Below are 18,424 nucleotides of genomic sequence, written 5' to 3'. Positions count from 1 at the left end.
CGGAAACCTATCCTTGGCCCGTCGGTTGGTGGATTGAGGAGAACGGCCATGAAATCCATCATGATTCTCGGACTGCTTGCCTGTGGGAGCGCATCGTCTGCGCAATTCATCGTATCCGGCCCCTACATCGCCCCGGGATCTACCTCTTCTCAATTCGCGGCCTATCAAGGCGTTTCCCCTCAGGCTTTGGGCTCTGCGGCGGCAAGCGACGGCATCACGCCGACGATGCGCAGACAGCGCGAGGAACGCGCCCGGCAAGTCTACGCCATGTTCCCCGAACTGAGGGACGAGATGACACGGGCGTCGCCAGACCGCGCTCGATACATGTACGCCAAGGCCGAGCATAAAGCGATCTGGGCCAACGTCCGGGCAAAGCGCATGGTCGACTGAGCCTGGACCGACCTTGGCGAAGGTGCTGCGGGAATAACCCTTGGCTTTCGCCCGGTCGGGCCAGCGTCACGAGCGCTGACGCCGTACCGACCTGATCAGTCGACAATCTGCCCGTTGTCTCCCAACCGCGTCCCGAGCGCGCCGAACAGATGGCGCAGCATCGTTCGTTCGACCTCGGTGAGATACGGGTTCCACACGTCGATGATCAGGACGGCGCGGATCGAATCGCTGTCGTTCCACGCCTCATGCTCGATCGTGTCGTCGAACACGAAGGCCTCGCCCACACGCCATTCGCGCGTTTCACCGCCGACACGGAACGCGCAGCGATCGGGGACGATCAACGGCAGATGGACGATCGACCGGATGTTGCTGACCCCGGTATGCGGCGGCAGGTGCGTCCCCGGTTTCAGGATCGAGAAAAACGCAGTCGGGGCCCGTCCGGGGATATCGGCGAGCGGCAGGCTATCGAGGATCGCCGCGGTTTGCGGGCACCGGGCACATAGCTGGTCGTTGCGCACGCCGTAGCGCCAGAGATACTGGACACTCCAATTCGCCGAGTGATCGAGCGCGCTCCACAAATTGGGCGGCGTCCCCGGCGTCATCGTGACATAGGGGGTGAAGTCCGGCGCAGTGTCCGCCAGCAGTGTTTGCAGTTCCGCCAGGATGGCAGGTGTCGCGGCTTCGAGTTGTGCGAGCCAGTCGAAATGGTCGCGCGCGAAGAACTCGTCGGCAGGCAGGAACGGGAAGTGCAGCCCGTGCGGGGCAGGGGCATAGATCTTGCGGCGGCCCAGCATGGCATCGATACACGCATCAAATCGAGATTGCTGCCCCGTGTCCGCGCCGTCGCGCAGCGGTTGCAGTGCGGTATCGACATCGTCGGACAGCGCTTGCGTCAGCCCCGCGATCCGGTCGGTCGCGCGTGCCAGCAACTGGTCGAGCTCTGGGGGACGACGCTGCATCGACTGGATGATCGTCGCCACCCCGCCCCAGCGAAATGCGGCGGCCGACGTGTCCGCAGTCCGCTCGAACAGCTCCGCGATCCGGACGTTCGCCATCAGGTTGCGCTGGTCCAGCGCCAGCGCACGCTCCAGCGCCGCGCGTTCCGCATCGGCATCGCCAAGGCCGCGATGCGCGCTCGCCAGGTTCATCCACAGCGGCGCGGCGGTCGGATCCGCGGCGGCCGCGCGCGTGAAATAGCTCGCGGCACGCCGGTCGTCGCACCCCAGCGCCGCCATCCCAACCGCGTTCAACGCCACGGGATGATCGGGCTCGCGCGACAGGATCGCCTCGAACGCCGCGGTCGCGCTCGCTCGGTCTCCGGCGCGTTGCGCCCGATCGGCGTCGCGCAGCAGCATATCCACGGACCGCTCTGGGGTGCTGTTCGTCATCGACTGCGCGTACGGTTACGGCTGCGTGCCGGCGGAGGCGCGGCTCACCATGTCCTGACCCGTGGCGCGCGCATTCTGCGCGATCTGATCCCATTCCAGCCGTGTATGACATTCGCGCCGCGTTTCGATCAGCGAGCCGGAGGGTGCCGATCGCTTGCAGATCTTGCGTTCGGCGGCAGGCGTCGCGCCGCCTTGTGGCGTGGGGGCGGATTGTTGCGGCGCCTGCACGCTGGCCATGCCCAAAAGCGCCAAACCGATGACGAAATGTCCCATCAATGTCCCACCTTAACGCCTGATTCGAACCCGTATCATGATCGATTCGCAGCCGCGTACAATCGCAAACTGGCCGATTTTGCGACAGTCTTTCGCATGGCGATACTCCCCCCAATATGCGATCCCCACGCGATGAGCATTCCGCCGCGTTTTCCCCTGCCCGTCGATCGGGCCGCAGCAACAGACGCGGCGAAAACCGCCGATCCCCGGTGGTTGGCGCATCGCTATGATCCCGATCACGACGCGGTCCACCTGATCGACGCGGACCGCGCGGTGCGTGCCTCGGCGACCTTCCTGACCGACGAGCATCTGCCGTCCGCAGCGCAGCCGGTGATCGTGTCGCGCAAGCTGGCGCGTGATGCCGTCCAGCGGCGCGATCCGGTGCATTTCGTCTTTCACTCGGCCTATTGCTGTTCGACGTTGCTGGCACAGGCGCTCGACCATGTCGGTGTGGCCTCGACGCTGAAAGAGCCCGTTATCCTCAACGATCTGGTCGGATGGCGACATCGCGGCGGCGATCCTGCGCGCATCGGCGACGTGCTGGACAGCGCGCTGACGCTGCTGGCGCGCGCGTTCGTGCCGGGGGAGGCGGTGGTGATAAAACCATCCAACGTCGTCAATGCACTGGCGCCCGCCATGCTGTCGATGCGTCCCAATGCGCGGGCGATCCTCCTATACGCACCGTTGCCCGTCTATCTGACGTCGATCGCGCGTAAGGGCATGTGGGGGCGGTTGTGGGTGCGCGAGTTGCTCGCCAAGCAGCTTGCCGACGGGATCGTCGACCTGGGTTTTGCACCGGACGACTATTTCCGTCTGACTGATCTTCAGGTGGCGGCGGTAGGCTGGATCGTCCAGGCGGACCTGTTTGCCGGGCTGGCGACGCGGTTTCCCGGGCGGGTCCGGTCGCTGCAAAGCGAGACGCTGCTTGCGGCACCGCGACAAGCGCTTGCGGCGATCTGCGCCCTGTTCGGACTGTCGGCAGACGCCGCGACGATCGACGCGCTCGCGCAGAGCAAAGCGTTCGGCCGCAACGCCAAGGCCGGCACCGCGTATCAAGCCGCGGATCGCGATCGCGACCGCAGCGACGGCGCGGTGCTTCACGCCGAGGAGCTGGACAAGGTGCTGGCCTGGGCAAACGCCGTCGCGCGCAATGTCGGCGTCGCGATGGACCCGCCGGCGCCGCTACTGGGCTGATCGGCCGGCGCTGGCCGCCGGGTCGGAGCGTTTTAGGCATCGAGGTCTGCTAGGGGGCATGACGAGACTGCGTTCGCGACATTTCCAGTCGTACAGCGCAGCGCTGCCTGACAAATAACCGACCAACACCGTATTCCGCGAAATTCGCATTACCGTATGCCCGACGCGGCCGTTTCGTGCCGCGGTCGATCGGCCGCGGCTTGTCTGCGCCATGCGTGCTGTTTCGTAGCGTCTGCGGGGCGTATCGGACAGTGGCACTGGCGCGCCGAGATCGTCCGCACAAGGCCGATCTGAGAGCCTGGCCGATGCCAAAAAAAAGGGCGACTCCGAAGAGCCGCCCCCCCAAATGATTCCGGAAAGATCCTAGAAGTGCAACCGCGCACCAACCGCGAAGCGACGGCCCAGCGCGTCGTAGGTCGACGGATAGGTGTTGCCGCTGTTGTACGAGGTCGAACCGACGGTCGAACCCACGATCGGCGGGTCCTTGTCGAGCAGGTTCTGAACGGTAAACGTTAGGTCGAAGTTCTCGGCAACACCGATGCGCGTCGTGAAATCGAAGTAATCGCGCGCCTTGATCCGCCCGAAGTTCACGGTGTTACCGTTGAACGTCCCAGCGAACGCCGGACCATTGCCATTTTCGCTCGTGACGTCGTCCGGCTCCTGCTTCACGCCGTCGATATGCCGCCAGAGAACCGACACGTCGATATTGTCCGCGAACGTCAAGGTCGCGCGGGTATTCCACGAGAACTCCGGCTGGATCGACGGGCAGTTCACCGAGTAATAGCCGACGCAGTCGCGGTTGAGCGACGTCGGGGTAGCCTGGAACTTCGAAGAGTTGGTCCAGTTACCCGTGAAGCTTAGCGCCAGCTTCGCAAAGTTCAGATCGGTACGGTAGTTGACGCCGAGATCGATACCGTCGGTCTTGAGCGTGCCCAGGTTCGACAGCGACAGGAGCAACCCGCTGGTCGTCGATGGATCGCCGAACAGGTTCCCGGTTGCTGGATCGCGGCCGATCGAGGTGCATGCCGCGCTGGTTGCGCTGGCTGCCGTGATGTTGCCGAAGCATGCCGCGATCGCATCGCCCGGCGTCGGCGTCGTGATCGCCCCCTTCACCTTGATGTTGTAGTAATCGACCGTGACCGAGAAGCCCGACAGGAGCTGCTGCGGCTGGAGGACCAGACCCAGCGTGTAGCTGTCCGACTTTTCAGGACGCAGCGCCAGGTTACCGCCGCTGGTTGCGGCAGGCTGGCCGGCAGGATCGGCGATGATGCTGCCGATGCTGCTGGCAGGCGCACCCTGTGCGCGGCAGACCGCGGCAAGGTTTGCGTTCGTCACCGGCGCGCTTCCGGCGCACGGATCGGTACCCAGGTTGGTGAGCCCCGTCGACAGCGGCGAGAACAGCTCGCTGATGTTCGGTGCGCGCACGGCGCGCTGGTACATGCCGCGAACCTTCAGGCCGGTTGCGGGCTCCCAGCTACCGCCAGCCTTGTAGGTGGTGGTATTGAAGCTTGGCGAGGTCGGCGCGAACACCTTGTAGTGCGAATAACGGAGACCGGCTTCGAGCGTCAGGCTCTGGAAGAACGGACGATCCTGGACCAGCGGTGCGATCAACTCGCCAAAACCTTCGATGACTTCGAAGCCACCGTCGATGTTGGGAGCAGCACCGCCGGCGCCGCCGAGCTCGCCTGCAGTCTGCGCCAGCGTGTCCGAACGCTGCGATGCGCGATACTTGCGATACTCGCTGCCGGCAGCGAAGCCGACCGAATCCGTCGCGAAGGGCGATGCGAACCCGAAATCGCCGTTCAGCACGGCGCGTGCCTGGGCAAGCGACGTCCGGATCGTGGTCGTGCTTTCGCCGGTAATGTACGGGATTTGGTCGGCAGAGATCGAGTTGTCGGGACCGAACACGTTCAGGGGAACGCAACCCGACCCCGCGGTCAGCGACGCGCCGTTGGGCGCACCGCCGAGACAGGTGGTGGTGTTGGTCGCGTACACTGCCGAGCGAACCCGCGACGTCAGGACATAGCCCTGCAGCGTCTGGGTGTTCTCCGACTCGCCGTAACCACCCGACACGTCCAGCTTGATTCCGTCGGTGATGCCGACCTTCATGCCTGCACGGTAGTCGAAGATGGTGGTCTGGTAGTTCGAGATACGCGGACCGACTTCGGTCGTGCGACGCGCCAGATTGGTCGTGATCGTGCGGAAGTTCGGGTCGGTCGGGTTCACTGCCGTTGCGGCCGCGTTGCACTGCGCCACGGTGATCGGCTGGACGCCGGTCAGCGTTGGGTTGGTATCAGTTGCCGCGCAGAACTGCGCGCGGGCAGCCGCTGGGAGATACGGGTTCGACAACGGAATGACGACTGACGAGTTAAACACGCCCGATGGCGCGATGATCGTCTGGACGGTGTTCTTCGAGAACAGGCCGCGCGTGTAGACCTCGACGGTGTCCGACACGTCGTAATGACCCGCGCCGTACATGTTGAAGCGCTCGAATGGCGTCTGGAAGATGTTGTACGGGTTGAAGTTGAACGCCGCGTACGGTGCGACCAGGGCGCCGGTGGTCGGGTTTATCTGGCGCGTACCGCCCAGCGAGAAGCGCGACGGGGTCGCGGTGCTCGAACCGCCGGTCAGGCCGCTGAACGAATCGACGTTGTTGACCGCATAGTCGCGCTCGCCCTGATAAACCGGGTCGGACTGCTGGTAGCCGATCGAGAAAACCGCGTTGCCGCGGCCGTCATCGAAGTTCGCGCCGATGGTAATGTCCGCACGGACATAGTTGCCATCGCCACGCTCGGTGATCTGGTTGGAAACCGAAGCATCGACACCCGAGAAGTCCGAACGCGTGACGAAGTTGACAACGCCGGATACGGCGTCGGCGCCATAGGTCGTTGCTGCACCGCCGGTCAGCGCGTCGACGCGCTCGACCAACGCGAGTGGGATGTTGTTGAGATCGACGCGGCCGAGCAGACCCGAGGGCGCGATGCGGTTGCCGTCGATCAGGACGACGTTACGGAATGAGCCCAGGCCGCGAAGATCGACATAGGATGCGCCGCCATTGCCGTTGTTCACGGCCGAGCCGATGCTCGGTACCGCGCCGGGCAGCGTGCGCAGGATGTCTTCTGCGGTATTCGACTGGCGGAGCTGGATTTCCTCCTGACCGATCACTTGGACCGGTGCCGACGCGATCAGCGCCGGGTTCTTGATCAGCGAGCCGGTGACGACGATGTCGCCCTGGCTGTTCTCGGTGGTCGGTGCAGCTTCCGACGTCGTCATGCCGACTTCGCCCTGCGCGTTGGCGCCCGGGGTGGTGGCTGGAGTCGCAGTCGCGCCGCCGGCGCGAATGCCCGAAGTGTCACCCTGGACCTGCGCGAACGCCGGTGTGGCGAGCGATGCCGCTCCCATGAGCAGCGTGGTCGCAAGCAGGTGAGTGCGCGCAGCAGATTTCATAGTGACCCCTTAATGTGCCGGCGTTTGACCGTGCATCAACACCGGAGAATTTCCGGTCATGCCGAGAATTATCGACCGATCGTGGCACTCTGCAACGCATATAATCGATTCGGCCCTTTCGCAGTTTCGTTTGCGTCGCTAGCGTGACATTACCGCAACATAATATCGCTGAGGACACCGGGGGGACACAAACGCCCGGCGCGCGGCTACAGGGGTTGTCACATGCGTCTTTTGAAGCTCATCCGGTTCTCCATGCCCGTACTTTTGGGGACGGGGCTCGTCTTTGGCGGGGCAGCGAACGGCCAATCGGGAGCGGATTCGTCCAAGACGTTGGACACGCTCGCGAATTGTCAGGTTGTTGTCGCAGATGCCGCCAGGCTGGCCTGCTTCGATGCTGCTGCGACGCAAATCGCGAGTGCGCGCAAATCGGGCAGCCTGCTGGCGCTCGATCGCGGCAAGGTGATCGAGCACAGGCGGCAGCGGTTCGGACTCGCGGATGCCGCGCAGAGTCCCCTGGACGGCGGCGAGGCGGACCGGCTGACCAAGGTCACCGAGGTCCGGACGACCATCACGAGCGCGAAGCCGTCGAGCTATGCGCGGTTCTCGCTGCAACTGGCGAACAACACCGTCTGGGAAACGATCGAGCCGCTCAAGGTCCAACCGCGTCCCGGCACCGCCATCATCGTCAAGCAGTCGGGCTTTGGCGGCTTCAAGGCGACGATCAGCGGCGAACGCCCCATCCTCGTCAAGCGCCAACGCTGACCGCGGACCTGGCGGCGATGCGCTACGCCTTGCAGAGAACGCCGCATCGACCCCAATGACGCGCGCGTCGCGGCCAGCCGCCCGGTCCGAACGCTCTTCCCCAATGCCCCGTTTCCCCGATACGGGGGCGGCATGACGAAGCGACGCGCTCAATCCTCGGTATCGCGCGTACGGGGCCGGGGAGCGCCGCGGCGCCCGTCGTCGGAACATTGGCTGCTGTTGCTCGGTGTCGCGGTCGTGGTGGCGGCGATCTTCGGGTCGCTGACCGACCTGCCATGGCCTGCCGCGACGCTCGATCAGCGACGGCCACAACGCCTGACGATGGCAGAGGCGCGCGCGTCCAACGCACGGGTGCCGGTCGTGACCGCGAAACGCCGCGCGGCGGCGCGGTTCCGGTTCAAGGGCGGCCCCGCAGCGCGCGAACAGGCGACCGAATGCCTCGCGACGGTGGCGCTCTACGAAGCCGGTGAGGATCGCGACGGGCAGCGCGCGGTGATCCAGGTCGTTCTCAACCGCGTCGGTGCTGCGGGATTTCCCAAGACCGTGTGCGGCGTCGTGTATCAGGGCGCGACGCGCAAGACCGGGTGCCAGTTCTCGTTTTCATGCGACGGCTCCGTGACGCGCAGGCCCGAACATGAGGGGTGGGAGCAGGTCAGGCGTGCCGCGCGTCGCGCGCTCGCCGGCTATGTCTATGCGCCGGTGGGCCGCGCCACCCATTATCATACCGACTGGATGGTACCCTATTGGCGCGCCTCGCTCGTCAAGGTCGCGACGGTGGATTCGCACATCTTCTATCAACGGCGATGATGGCGCGTATATCGCGCGCTTCACGTCAGCCTGCTTGCCGACAGGATCCGACATGATGGTTTCAAGACCCGCCCTCCTGGTCGCAGGACTGGCGGTCGCGCTCACGGGATGCGCCGGCGGCACGTTCCGGCCGGTCAGCGACGCGCCCGTCGCTCTCGGCGCCGCGTATCACGTCAAGGGCACGACCTATGTGCCGGTCGCCGACCCGGGCTATGACGTGCTTGGCTATGCCAGCTGGTACGGATCGGAATCGGGGAACCGCACCGCCAGCGGCGAACGCTTCCGCGCGGACTGGATCACCGCCGCACATACCACGCTGCCCTTGCCGACCTATGTCGAGGTCACCGCGCTCGATACCGGGCAGCGTATCCTCGTACGGATCAACGATCGCGGCCCTTTTTCGGGACGCGCGCGGATCATCGACCTGTCGCGAGCGGCCGCGGCACGGCTCGGCGTCGCCGCCACCGGTTCTGCCGCGGTGCGCGTGCGCCGCGTCGAACCGGCGGAGTCCGACCGCGCGCGGCTGCGCAAGGGCAAGCCCGCGCATGCCCTCCCGCCGATTTCCGAACGCGAACGGCTAAACCTGCGACGGCAGCTTGCCGCCGCGGGCTTCTGATACCCCTCCGTCACACTAGGCAACAGGCGGGCGCGAGCCGCTAAAACAGCTGGTCTTGCGACGATGCCGCAAAATCTTGCTATGTAAAGTCAAGCGGTTGGCTCGTGGGGCGCTGGAAATATACGCGACGCAACGATAGCGTAGCTAATCTTTCGCATCTGCGGCATAAGCCGAACGAGGGGGCTCAAGACGATGACGATTGCAATCCCGTGGCGATAAGCCCGGCTATAAGCGATAGTCCTATCCTAACCAAGCCTTGCCGGCAGGGGCCTGACCCGCATGCCATATTGCCAGCCGCGGGGCCCCGTGCGAACCGTGCACTATAAGGCACTATACCCTATGTTAAGGTCTGGAGAATGAAGGCAGAACAATTTGGCGGTGCAACGCAGTCACGCGGTGCCGCCGCGTCAGTGATCGAAATGCCGGCCGGGCTTCACGTCCGCTACGAAGCCCCCGACCGAACGCTCGCCGAATGCATCACCGGCTACGCAATCTATGCGGCAGAGGATCGTGCCGCGATGGTCAACTGGTATCTGCCGTCGCCGCCGATGATATCGATCGTGCTCGATGCCGGCCCGATCACCGTATCACTCGGCAATCATCGGTTCGGGCCGCTCGATGCGGTCAGCCTCTACGGGCCGACCAGCCGCGCGTTCCGAACGGTGACGCATGGCGGGATCGCGGTGGGGATCGGGATCAGCGCGCTGGGCTGGGCGCGCATGACGCAGCGCCATGCCGGCGATTTCTACAATCGCGTCGTGCCGCTGAGCACGATCCTCGGCGCGGACTTTGCGGAGCGGCTGCGCGAGGGGCTCGACGTCCTCGACGATCCGGCTTCCATCAAGCCGTTGCTTGATGACATGCTCGCGCCGCTGTTCGCGACCCCGCATCCGCGCGAGCCGCTGATCCGGGCCTTCACCGCGCTGACGATCACCGATGGCGTGATCGAGATGAAGGACGTCGCCGACCGCCTGGGGGTGCCGACGCATGACCTGCGGCGTGTGGCGACGCGGTATTTCGGCATGCCGCCCAAGATGTTGCTACGCCGCGCGCGGTTCCTGCGATCGTTCATCGGCCTGATCCGCGACGAGGGGCTCGGCGATTATTCGAAGATCGACAGCAGCTATTTCGACGCGTCGCATTTCCTGCGCGATGCCGGGACGTTCCTCGGCACGACGCCGCGGCGATTCCTCGCGGCGGAGACGATCTTCCTGCGTGCGAGCCTTCGCGCGCGGCTGATGGTGCTGGGGGCGCCCACCGCGACTCTCCACGACGGCGTCCCGCGCACGCGCGTTGTGCAGCCCCACCGCGACGACGACATGCGGATCCAACCCGAGATCTGATCCCGCCAGACATCGCCGGCGCCGCGGTCACACCGCGCGCGCCAGCGCCTTTTTTAGCTTCGCGTGCGCCGACGCCTTGATCTGACAGACTCGGGCCGAGCCGACGCCGAAGACTTCGCCGATCTCCTCGAGGTTGAGTTCCTCGACGTAATAAAGCTGGATCACCTGCGCCTCGCGTTCGGGCAGCGCGGTGATCGCGGCGATCAGCGCGTCGCGCATGTCGCTGTCGGCGAGTTGCTCGAACGCGTCCGGGGTGTCGTCGGCGAACCAGGGCAGGTCGTCGGCGTACATCTCGTCGATCGAGTCGAAGCGGATCGAGTCGGCGGTGACATAATCGGTCCGCAGTTTCTCGATCGTGACGCCGATATGCTGCGCGATCATGTCTTCTCCCGGGGTTTCCCCCGTGCGGGCGGTGAGCGTCGAGATCGCCTCGGCATATTGGCGGCGGCGACGCATCGCGCCGCGCGTCGATGTCGCCTGGCGGCGGAGTTCGTCGATCATGCTGCCGCGCAGGCGCGTGATCAGGTAGGTCTTGAACGGCATTCCGCGCTCGTCGAAGTTCGCCGCGGCCTCGACTAAGGCGACCAGCCCGACCTGGATCAGGTCCTCGACCTCGACGCTGCTGCTCATGCTGCCATGCACATGCCAGGCGATCCGGCGGACGAGCGGAAGGTGCTGCTTCACCAGCTGGTTCGCATCGCCGCCGGGGCGTTGATGCGGGCGATAGGTCAGGGGCTGGGCGTCCGCGAAGGCGCCACGCATCGGAAGCGCGCTCATGCCGCCAGCGCCTGTTGGGACGCGCCGATGACTGCGACGACCTCGACCGCCTTTTCTTCGGGCACTTCGAAGAACGACAGCACCGGCGTGTCGGGCAGGCAGGTCTTGACCAGCTTGCGGATCGCGATCCGGATCGACGGCTGGACGACCAGCGCGAACGGCTTCGCCTCGGCGATCAGCGGGCCTGCGGCGCGTTGCAGCGCCTCGACGATGCGGCGGCCGAGATCGGGTTCGATGACGTGGCGGCGCGACTGATCGGCGCGCATCGCCTGGCCGAGCAGACCTTCCAATTGACCCTCCAACGTCATGACGCGCAGCGGTTCGCGCACGCCGCACAGTTTCTGGATGATGAGCGCGCCGAGCTCGGGACGGATCGTCTCGATGAGCTCCTCGGCGTCCTGCGTGCGCTGCGCCGCCACCGCGATGGCGCCGGCGATGCGGCGGAATTCCTTGAGCGGCACGTTCTCCGCGAGCAGGCCCTTGAGCACCTGCGTCAGCGTCGTGATCGGCAGCGGCGCGAGTGCTGCCACCAGCTGTGCGGCGCGTTCCTTCAGGCCGTCGAGCAGCGCCTGCACTTCGTCCTGGCCGAGCAGGTCGGCGGCGTTCTGGCCGAGCAGGTGGTTCAGGTGAGTCGCCATCACCGTGCCGGGATCGACCACGAGATAGCCGGCCCCCGTCGCGGCATCCGCGTCGCTCGCATCGACCCAGGTCGCGTCGAGCCCGAAGGTCGGGTCCTTCACCTTCTTGCCGAACAGGTCGCCATACGCCTGGCCGGTGTCGAGCGCGAGCATCTCGTCGGGCGAGACCGTGTCCTCGCCGACGACTACGCCGTTGACGAGGATGCGGTAGACGTACGGCGCCAGATTGATGTCGTCGCGGACGCGGACCTGCGGCACGACGAAGCCCAGTTCCTTCGACAATTGCCGACGAACCCCGGTGATCCGGCCCATCAGCGGCGACCCGCGACGCTCGTCGGCGAGCGGCACCAGGCCGTAGCCGATGTCGAGATTGACCTGCATCCCGTCGGTGACTTCCTCCCAGCCGATCCGCGACTGGTCGATCGTCTCGACCGGCGCGATCACGACCGGAACCGGGCGGCGCTCGATCTGGCGCAGCTTCCACGCGGCGAACCCGGCGATCCCGGCGGCGGGCAGGATCACCATGTGCGGCATGCCGGGCAGGATGCCGAGCAGCGCGAGGATGACCGCAACCGGCGTCCAGGTACGGGGGCTACCGAACTGGCCGCCGATCTGGCCGGCGAGATCCTTGTCCGAGGTGACGCGCGTGACGATCGAGGCGGCGGCGATCGACAGCATCAGCGACGGCAGCTGCGCGACGAGCGCGTCGCCGATCGCGAGCAGGATGTAATTGTGCGCGGCGTCGGCGATCGACATGCCGTGGCTGACCGGGCCGAGGATCAGCCCTCCGATGATGTTGGCGGCGAGGATCAGCATCGCGGCGACCGCATCGCCCTTCACGAACTTCGACGAGCCGTCCATCGAGCCGTAGAAATCGGCCTCGGTCGAGACTTCGACGCGGCGCGCCTTGGCTTCGTCGGGGGTGATGAGCCCCGCGTTGAGGTCAGCGTCGATCGCCATCTGCTTGCCGGGGAGCGCGTCGAGCGTGAAGCGCGCGCTGACCTCGGAGACGCGGCCGGCGCCCTTGGTGACGACGATCATGTTGATGATCATCAGGATCGCGAAGACGAAGATGCCGACGACGTAATCGCCGCCGATCAGGAACGTGCCGAACGCCTCGATGACGTGGCCCGCCGCGCTCTCGCCCTCATGGCCGTGGACCAGCACGATCCGCGTCGAGGCGACGTTGAGGCCGAGGCGGAACAGCGTCGCGAACAGCAGCACAGTCGGGAAGGCGGAGAAGTCGAGCGGCTTCTGCGCGTTAAGCGCGACCATCAGCACGGCCAGGCTGATCGCGATGTTCGCCACGAAGAAGATGTCGAGCATGAACGCCGGGATCGGCACGACCATGACGAGCACGAGCATCAGGATCGCGAGCGGTAGCACGGACGCGCGAGCGTTGGAGAGCAGGCGGTTCATCGCTTAGCCGCCCAACCGTGCGAGCATCATATAGGCGAGCCGCGCGGTGTCTGGCGTCGGCCGCAGGATGTTGGCGGCGGCCTGCGTCGTCTTGCCGGTGAACTTGTTCATCGCGGTGGTGGCCCAGGCGAGCGCGTTGTCGGCGCTTTCGTTGCTGCCGGTGACGACCGTGCTGCCGTCCATGTCGAGGGCCTGCGATGCGTAGTTGGTGGGCGTTGCACTCGCACTCACACTCGCACCCGCTGCCGCGCCGCCGAGCTTGTCGGCGAAACGGTCGTAGATCGCCGACAGCGTGCGCGGCTGGTTGTTCGAGTCGTAGAAGACGTTGTGGTTCGCGCGCGCGGCGGCGGGAAACAGCGCGGCGCCGCTCGCCTGCGGATTGGCCTGCATCGTCTTGAGGAACTTGGTCGCGCCGCCAAGACCCATGAAATGCGCCATGTAGAGGTCGGTGCCCGACGCCGGACGGTTCAGCGAGCCTTCGAGCGACGCCTTGTTGTCCGACGCATATTCGGCCGCCATTAGCGAGGCGGCGCCCGGATCGTTGCGCAGCGCGAGGATCGCCGCCTTGGTGCCGGCGTCACCGACCGACAGCCGGCCGCTGGACGAGGTGCCGATGCTGTTCGCGGCCCAGCCCAGCCCGTGCTCGGCGCCATGCTTCTTGACGACCGACAGCCAGCTTTGCTCGATGAACTGATAGAGACCCGAGGCACTCGACGTGCCAGCCTTGGCGTTGGCGTTGAGCCCGCTTTCGAGCTTCGCCTGGCCCAGCAAATAATCAAAATCCACGCCCGTCTTGCTGCTCGCAAGCGCGATCGCGGACTGGATCCGGCCGGTAGTGATAGAATTGACGGTCATGCCCGTGTGCGGTGCCCCTGATTCAGGGGGTTCTCAGCAAGGGGCGTGCCAATTGCACGGTTGACGACTGAGAATGTCGTCACTCTGATGAAAATCAGGACCGAAGGCCGTGAAGGACAGTGGCCTGTTACTCTGGGTCCTGACTTTCGTCAGGATGACAGAGGTTGAACGTGTGGCTTACGCGTACGCCGCCCTCAGCCCAGGGCGATAGCCGGCAACGGCACCGTCACCGGTCAGCGTTTGCAGGCGGCGGCGAACATTTGCCGCCATCAGGTTAGTATAGATCCGGCACGTCTCGTTGAGCCGGTTCGCCTCGTCCGCGAGCTCGCGGATGTCGGGGCCTGCGGGGCCGGTGCCCAGCAACGCGACCTGTTCGATCCCGGCGAGCTTGTCGGCGGTCGCGCGCTCGAGGCTGACGACGTCGTTTGATTTCAGCGCGGCGATCTCGGCATGCAGCGCGTCGATCACGCGGATCAGGGCATCACGCCGTTTCATTGGATTTCCACGAGAGCTTGAGCGCCATCAGCCGGTCGGCGATGGTCGCGGGGAGGATCGGAAAGGTGTTGCTGGCGATCGCCTTCTTGATCTCAGCGACGCGCGATTCGTTCACCGGGGGCGCCGATGCCATCGTCTTTGCCAGCGCCAGCGAGTCCGACAGGACCGAAGGCTGGCTCGACGCGGGCGCCGCTTGCGGCTGTACGGGCGTCTGCACGGCCGTCGTCGGCGTCGCGGCGGCGATACGCGCGACGGAGCGATCTCCTGCTACTGACGGCTTCGCACCGATTGAGTCCACCATGTCCGCATCCTCTGGTTTGCGCTGACATCAGGAGAAACGGCCGCATCGCGAAAAGCTTTAGCAAAATTAATCTGTTTGGCAGATTTTAGTTGGACCAGCCGGGCAGGGTCGCGCGACCCGCCTCGACGGCGATCGCCTGGACCGGCGTGCGCGTGGCATCGACCTTGACCATGAACCGGCCGCCGGGCGCGGCATCGCCCATCGCGACACCCTCGCGGCTGATCGAAAAGCCCTCGGTACCCGCCTCGATCACGATCGGATCGCCACGCTTGATGACCGGCGCCATCTTGGCGACGGGGGCGAACGGGGTCGCGATCGCGATCGCCGCAGGGGCGTTGGCCGGCCGGATCACGGGCACGAAGATCCGCCAGGCAGGCCCCGCGCACGACACGACGACCGCGTCATGCTGTTCGGTGCGCCACGACAGCGACACGGTCGAACACGTTGCGAGCCGCAGCCGCGCGTCGACCGGCGTCCGCGCACCGCCCTCGGCACCCATCGGCCGACCGGTAAAGGCGGCCACCGAACGGTCGAGCGCGGCGGTATCCTGGAAGCTGGCGGCGATGAGCAGGAACGGAATGATCATTGCGGAATCCTCTGAATCTGGCCGCTTTGGGGTTCGCCGACAAAGGCGATGGAGACGATCGCGGCACGGCGGCCGGGTTTGGTAGCGGTGACAATCGCGACGCGCGCCGGCGCCACCGCGGCGAGCGCAGCAGCGACGGTGCGCGCGCGGTCCGCGGCCAGGATCGCGGGGCTGCCGGTGGCGCGGTCGATATCGATGGGGGTTCCGTCGGTCGATCCGGTGACGGTCAGCATCACGCGCGGATCGCGGGCGGCCTCGCGCGCCCAGGCCACCAGCGCACCCGGCGTGGTCGGCAGGATCGCCGAGCCGGGCGCGAAATCGAGGATCCCGGCGGCGGCGACGGGCATCGGTGCAGGCTCGGCATCGTTCGCGCCAAAGCCCTGGCGGATACCCTTGGCGAGATCCTTGCCGCCGATATGCTGGCTCGCCTGGAGCAGCACGAGGAAGCCGACCAGCAGCAAGGCGAGATCGGCGAGCGTGATCAGCCAGAGCGGCTTGCCGGTCGGCGTGTCGGGATAATCGCTCGCGGTCATGCCACCGTTGCCAGCGTGGGGGCCAAGGTCGGTGCGCCATAACCGCGCGGCGTCTCGCGTTCGGCGAGCGCCACGAGCGGCGCTTCGATCCGCGCGCGTTCGAACGCCTCGTTGCGGCCTTGCGCGCGCAGGCGGTTGGCGATCGGCATGAAGAGCAGGTTTGCGAACAGCGCGCCGTACAGCGTGGCGAGCAACGCCACCGCCATCGCGCCGCCGATCGTGCCGGGATCGCTCATCGTCGCGAACATCTGCGCGAGACCCACGAGCGTGCCGACCATGCCCATCGCCGGCGCGACTTCGGCCGCCCCCGCCCACACATCGGCGGCGGCGACGTGGCGTTCGATCCGCGCGCGACGCCGGTGCTGGACGAGCGTTGCGACGTCGGTTGCCGAGGCGCCATCGACGATCGCGGCGATCCCCGCGGCGACGTCGGCATCGGCGATGACCGAGCGATCGAGCGCCATCACGCCGTGCCGCTTGGCGATGCGCGCCAGCGCGGTGATCTGCTGGAGCAGCGGGTCCGCGTCGAACCGGCCGCGGCCGAGCGTGGTCACCGCGGCAAGCGCGTGGCCGAGATCGCGAAACGGGGTGCGCAGGACGATGGCGAGCGCGGTACCGCCGCCGACTATGGCGAGCGCTGCGGGGTCGAGCAGTTGAGCGAGCGTGATCATGTGCGTGGGGTGATGCAAGGGATGGGCCAGATCGTGATGGAGCCCGTCGCTCTATGCACGAGCGCGTCCTATCCACATCACCCCGGCGGAGGCCGGGGCCCAATTGGGAAGGTCGCGGTAACGAAGCGCATCCCCCTTCAGCGACGGTCCCCAATTGGGCCCCGGCCTTCGCCGGGGTGGTGGACATGGTGCCGACACCCTCCGCTTCGGTGTTCCCCCGCGAAGGCGGGAGCCCAGTCTGGGCCCCCGCCTTCGCGGGGGAACATGATAGGGCGGGGGGTCGGAGTTCGGTTTGCCGACCTGAATACGCCGAGCGGCAACCCCTTTGCCGCCCACCCCTGCCGCACCGGCAATTCATTGCCGCCCGGCTTGCCGCCCACCTGCCGCCGCCCGGCAAATCGCACTCTTCCGCCCTAGCCGGGAAAACTGGCACGCCCATTGCTTATGTCCGGTTGCGCAATAGTGCGCCAGGAGACGGGCTTGTGTCAGGTGACACGCTTTTCGGAGTTCATGGGGCAGCACTCGAGGTGCGCTCGCAGCGCATGGGTGTGCTGGCGTCGAACATCGCCAACGCGTCGACGCCCGGCTTCAAGGCCCGCGACATCGATTTCCAGTCGGCGCTCGCATCGGTCGAGAATGACGGCGGCACCGGTGCCGCCACCAAATACCGCGTGCCGACTCAGACCTCGATGGATGGCAACACCGTCGAGCTGAGCCAGGAACAGACCGCGTTTGCCGAGAACGCCGTCCAGTATCAGACGACGCTGTCGTTCCTGAACGGGCGGATCGGCCAGATCACGCGGGCGCTGAAGGGGGAATAAAATGTCCAATCAGCCCATGACGATCTTCCAGGTGGCAGGGCGCGCGATGTCCGCGCAGCTCGTCCGGATGAACACGACCGCGTCGAACCTCGCCAATGCCGGCGGGACCACCGGCTCGGCGGAGACCGCGTACAAGACGATGAAGCCGGTGTTCCGCACCAGCTTCGACGCGGCCAGCGGCATGTCGACGGTCGATGTCGAGCGGGTCGTCACCGCGGGCGACGCGCCGACCAAGCGCTATGATCCCGACAATCCGATGGCCGACAAGGATGGCAACATCTTCGAGGCGGCGGTCGATGAAACGCGCGAGATGGTCGACATGATGGAGACCGCGCGCAGCTACCAGAACAACATCGAAGTGATGAACACCGCGAAGTCGCTCATCATCGATACCCTCAAGCTAGGCCGCTGATCATGGCAACCTCCTTCGATTCCACACTGAACAGTCTCGGCATCAAGCGCACCACGACGTCGGCGGCCACCACGACCACCACGTCGAATTCGTCGTCGCTGAACCAGAATGATTTCCTGAAGCTGATGACCGCGCAGATGCAGAACCAGGACCCGTTCAACCCGGTCGACAACACTCAGATGGTTGCGCAGATGGCGCAGTTCTCAAGCCTCGCCGGCATCTCTGAGATGAACACGACGATGAAGGCGATCTCCGACAAGCTGGGCGCGACCAGCGCGAGCGACGCGATGGCCTATGTCGGCAAGACCGTGCTGACCGAAGGATCGACCGCTTATGGGCGCAACACCGGCGGGATTGCGGGATCGGTCGAACTCCCCAGCGCGGTGACCAGCGTCAACGTCACGATCAGCGATGCGAACGGCGTGGCGATCAAGACGATGCAGCTCGGCGCGCACGCCAAGGGGACCGTCGGTTACGATTGGGACGGCAAGGACAGCACCGGGGCCGACGCCGGCACCGGTCCGTTCAAGGTCAGCATCGACGCGCAGAACGGCGGCGCTTCGGTCGCCGCCGCCAGCCTGGTCTGGGCGCCCGTCCAGTCGGTCTCGACCACCACCGGGTCCGCCGTCCTCACCCTTCCCGGGATCGGCGAAGTGCCGGTCAGCGCAGTCCGCCAGATCGGCTGATCGCCCCCTC

20 protein-coding genes are annotated in these 18,424 nt (G+C 66.0%); 9 read left to right on the top strand and 11 right to left on the bottom strand.

Annotated elements, in window-relative coordinates; all coding sequences use genetic code 11:
* Positions 1 to 48: 48 nt before the first annotated feature.
* Positions 49 to 390, top strand: a complete 342-nt coding sequence (locus EV283_RS04860; RefSeq protein WP_130323094.1) for a hypothetical protein — start codon at positions 49 to 51, stop codon at positions 388 to 390.
* 95 nt (positions 391 to 485) lie between these two features.
* Here the strand turns inward: EV283_RS04860 and EV283_RS04855 are convergent, their stop codons facing one another.
* Positions 486 to 1,778 carry an aspartyl/asparaginyl beta-hydroxylase domain-containing protein gene (locus EV283_RS04855; RefSeq protein ID WP_130323092.1) on the bottom strand — a complete coding sequence of 431 codons (1,293 nt, stop codon included), beginning with the start codon at positions 1,776 to 1,778 and terminating at the stop codon, positions 486 to 488.
* A 15-nt stretch (positions 1,779 to 1,793) separates the two neighbouring features.
* On the bottom strand, positions 1,794 to 2,051 hold the full coding sequence (locus EV283_RS04850; protein ID WP_130323090.1) for a hypothetical protein: 258 nt from the start codon (positions 2,049 to 2,051) through the stop codon (positions 1,794 to 1,796).
* A 213-nt stretch (positions 2,052 to 2,264) separates the two neighbouring features.
* Between EV283_RS04850 and EV283_RS04845 the strand changes: the two genes are divergently transcribed.
* Positions 2,265 to 3,245 carry a hypothetical protein gene (locus EV283_RS04845; RefSeq protein WP_242615781.1) on the top strand — a complete coding sequence of 327 codons (981 nt, stop codon included), beginning with the start codon at positions 2,265 to 2,267 and terminating at the stop codon, positions 3,243 to 3,245.
* A gap of 363 nt (positions 3,246 to 3,608) precedes the next feature.
* Here the strand turns inward: EV283_RS04845 and EV283_RS04840 are convergent, their stop codons facing one another.
* Positions 3,609 to 6,692, bottom strand: a complete 3,084-nt coding sequence (locus EV283_RS04840; protein WP_130323088.1) for a TonB-dependent receptor — start codon at positions 6,690 to 6,692, stop codon at positions 3,609 to 3,611.
* 252 nt (positions 6,693 to 6,944) lie between these two features.
* Between EV283_RS04840 and EV283_RS04835 the strand changes: the two genes are divergently transcribed.
* The 4 genes from EV283_RS04835 (at position 6,945) to EV283_RS04820 (ending at position 10,220) form a co-directional block, all read left to right on the top strand.
* Positions 6,945 to 7,454, top strand: a complete 510-nt coding sequence (locus tag EV283_RS04835) for a hypothetical protein (RefSeq protein WP_130323086.1) — start codon at positions 6,945 to 6,947, stop codon at positions 7,452 to 7,454.
* Between the two features lie 132 nt (positions 7,455 to 7,586).
* Positions 7,587 to 8,261: a cell wall hydrolase gene (locus tag EV283_RS04830; RefSeq protein ID WP_130323083.1), complete on the top strand. Its 675-nt coding sequence runs from the start codon at positions 7,587 to 7,589 to the stop codon at positions 8,259 to 8,261.
* Between the two features lie 52 nt (positions 8,262 to 8,313).
* A complete protein-coding gene (locus EV283_RS04825; RefSeq protein WP_130323081.1) occupies positions 8,314 to 8,877 on the top strand; it encodes a septal ring lytic transglycosylase RlpA family protein in 564 nt (187 codons plus the stop codon).
* Positions 8,878 to 9,233: 356 nt separating this feature from the next.
* Positions 9,234 to 10,220, top strand: coding sequence for a helix-turn-helix domain-containing protein (locus tag EV283_RS04820; RefSeq protein WP_130323079.1), 987 nt, complete (start codon positions 9,234 to 9,236; stop codon positions 10,218 to 10,220).
* Positions 10,221 to 10,247: 27 nt separating this feature from the next.
* On the opposite strand, the gene EV283_RS04815 is transcribed toward EV283_RS04820, so the two are convergent.
* The 8 genes from EV283_RS04815 to EV283_RS04780 all read right to left on the bottom strand — a co-directional run bounded on the left by EV283_RS04815 (position 10,248) and on the right by EV283_RS04780 (position 16,495).
* Positions 10,248 to 10,997: a FliA/WhiG family RNA polymerase sigma factor gene (locus EV283_RS04815; protein WP_130323077.1), complete on the bottom strand. Its 750-nt coding sequence runs from the start codon at positions 10,995 to 10,997 to the stop codon at positions 10,248 to 10,250.
* Positions 10,994 to 13,054 carry a flagellar biosynthesis protein FlhA gene (flhA, locus tag EV283_RS04810; protein ID WP_130323075.1) on the bottom strand — a complete coding sequence of 687 codons (2,061 nt, stop codon included), beginning with the start codon at positions 13,052 to 13,054 and terminating at the stop codon, positions 10,994 to 10,996. Before flhA ends, EV283_RS04815 begins: the two co-directional genes overlap by 4 nt.
* A 3-nt stretch (positions 13,055 to 13,057) precedes the next feature.
* On the bottom strand, positions 13,058 to 13,909 hold the full coding sequence (locus tag EV283_RS04805) for a lytic transglycosylase domain-containing protein (RefSeq protein ID WP_130323073.1): 852 nt from the start codon (positions 13,907 to 13,909) through the stop codon (positions 13,058 to 13,060).
* Positions 13,910 to 14,086: 177 nt separating this feature from the next.
* Positions 14,087 to 14,404 carry a flagellar protein FlgN gene (locus EV283_RS04800; protein WP_130323071.1) on the bottom strand — a complete coding sequence of 106 codons (318 nt, stop codon included), beginning with the start codon at positions 14,402 to 14,404 and terminating at the stop codon, positions 14,087 to 14,089.
* A complete protein-coding gene (gene flgM / locus EV283_RS04795) occupies positions 14,391 to 14,705 on the bottom strand; it encodes a flagellar biosynthesis anti-sigma factor FlgM (RefSeq protein WP_107956649.1) in 315 nt (104 codons plus the stop codon). Before flgM ends, EV283_RS04800 begins: the two co-directional genes overlap by 14 nt.
* Before the next feature lie 85 nt (positions 14,706 to 14,790).
* A complete protein-coding gene (locus EV283_RS04790; RefSeq protein WP_130323069.1) occupies positions 14,791 to 15,291 on the bottom strand; it encodes a flagella basal body P-ring formation protein FlgA in 501 nt (166 codons plus the stop codon).
* Positions 15,288 to 15,824, bottom strand: a complete 537-nt coding sequence (locus EV283_RS04785) for a hypothetical protein (protein ID WP_130323067.1) — start codon at positions 15,822 to 15,824, stop codon at positions 15,288 to 15,290. Before EV283_RS04785 ends, EV283_RS04790 begins: the two co-directional genes overlap by 4 nt.
* A complete protein-coding gene (locus EV283_RS04780) occupies positions 15,821 to 16,495 on the bottom strand; it encodes a MotA/TolQ/ExbB proton channel family protein (protein ID WP_130323065.1) in 675 nt (224 codons plus the stop codon). Before EV283_RS04780 ends, EV283_RS04785 begins: the two co-directional genes overlap by 4 nt.
* Before the next feature lie 482 nt (positions 16,496 to 16,977).
* Here EV283_RS04780 and EV283_RS04775 point away from each other — a divergent pair, with 482 nt between their 5' ends.
* From EV283_RS04775 to EV283_RS04765, 3 genes are read left to right on the top strand one after another with little or no spacing between them, the layout of a single operon-like run.
* Positions 16,978 to 17,316 (top strand): flagellar basal body protein, encoded by a 339-nt coding sequence (locus EV283_RS04775; protein ID WP_130323063.1) that lies wholly within the window; start codon positions 16,978 to 16,980, stop codon positions 17,314 to 17,316.
* A gap of 1 nt (position 17,317) precedes the next feature.
* Positions 17,318 to 17,728: a flagellar basal body rod protein FlgC gene (gene flgC / locus EV283_RS04770; RefSeq protein WP_056412388.1), complete on the top strand. Its 411-nt coding sequence runs from the start codon at positions 17,318 to 17,320 to the stop codon at positions 17,726 to 17,728.
* 2 nt (positions 17,729 to 17,730) lie between these two features.
* Positions 17,731 to 18,414, top strand: coding sequence for a flagellar hook capping FlgD N-terminal domain-containing protein (locus EV283_RS04765; RefSeq protein ID WP_130323061.1), 684 nt, complete (start codon positions 17,731 to 17,733; stop codon positions 18,412 to 18,414).
* The last annotated feature ends 10 nt before the right edge of the window (positions 18,415 to 18,424 follow it).

It is taken from the genome of Sphingomonas sp. BK036 (assembly GCF_004216825.1).
Taxonomy (GTDB): domain Bacteria; phylum Pseudomonadota; class Alphaproteobacteria; order Sphingomonadales; family Sphingomonadaceae; genus Sphingomonas.
The sequence above is the reverse complement of the archived record's forward strand: the minus strand, read 5'-3'. Positions and strand labels throughout refer to the sequence as shown.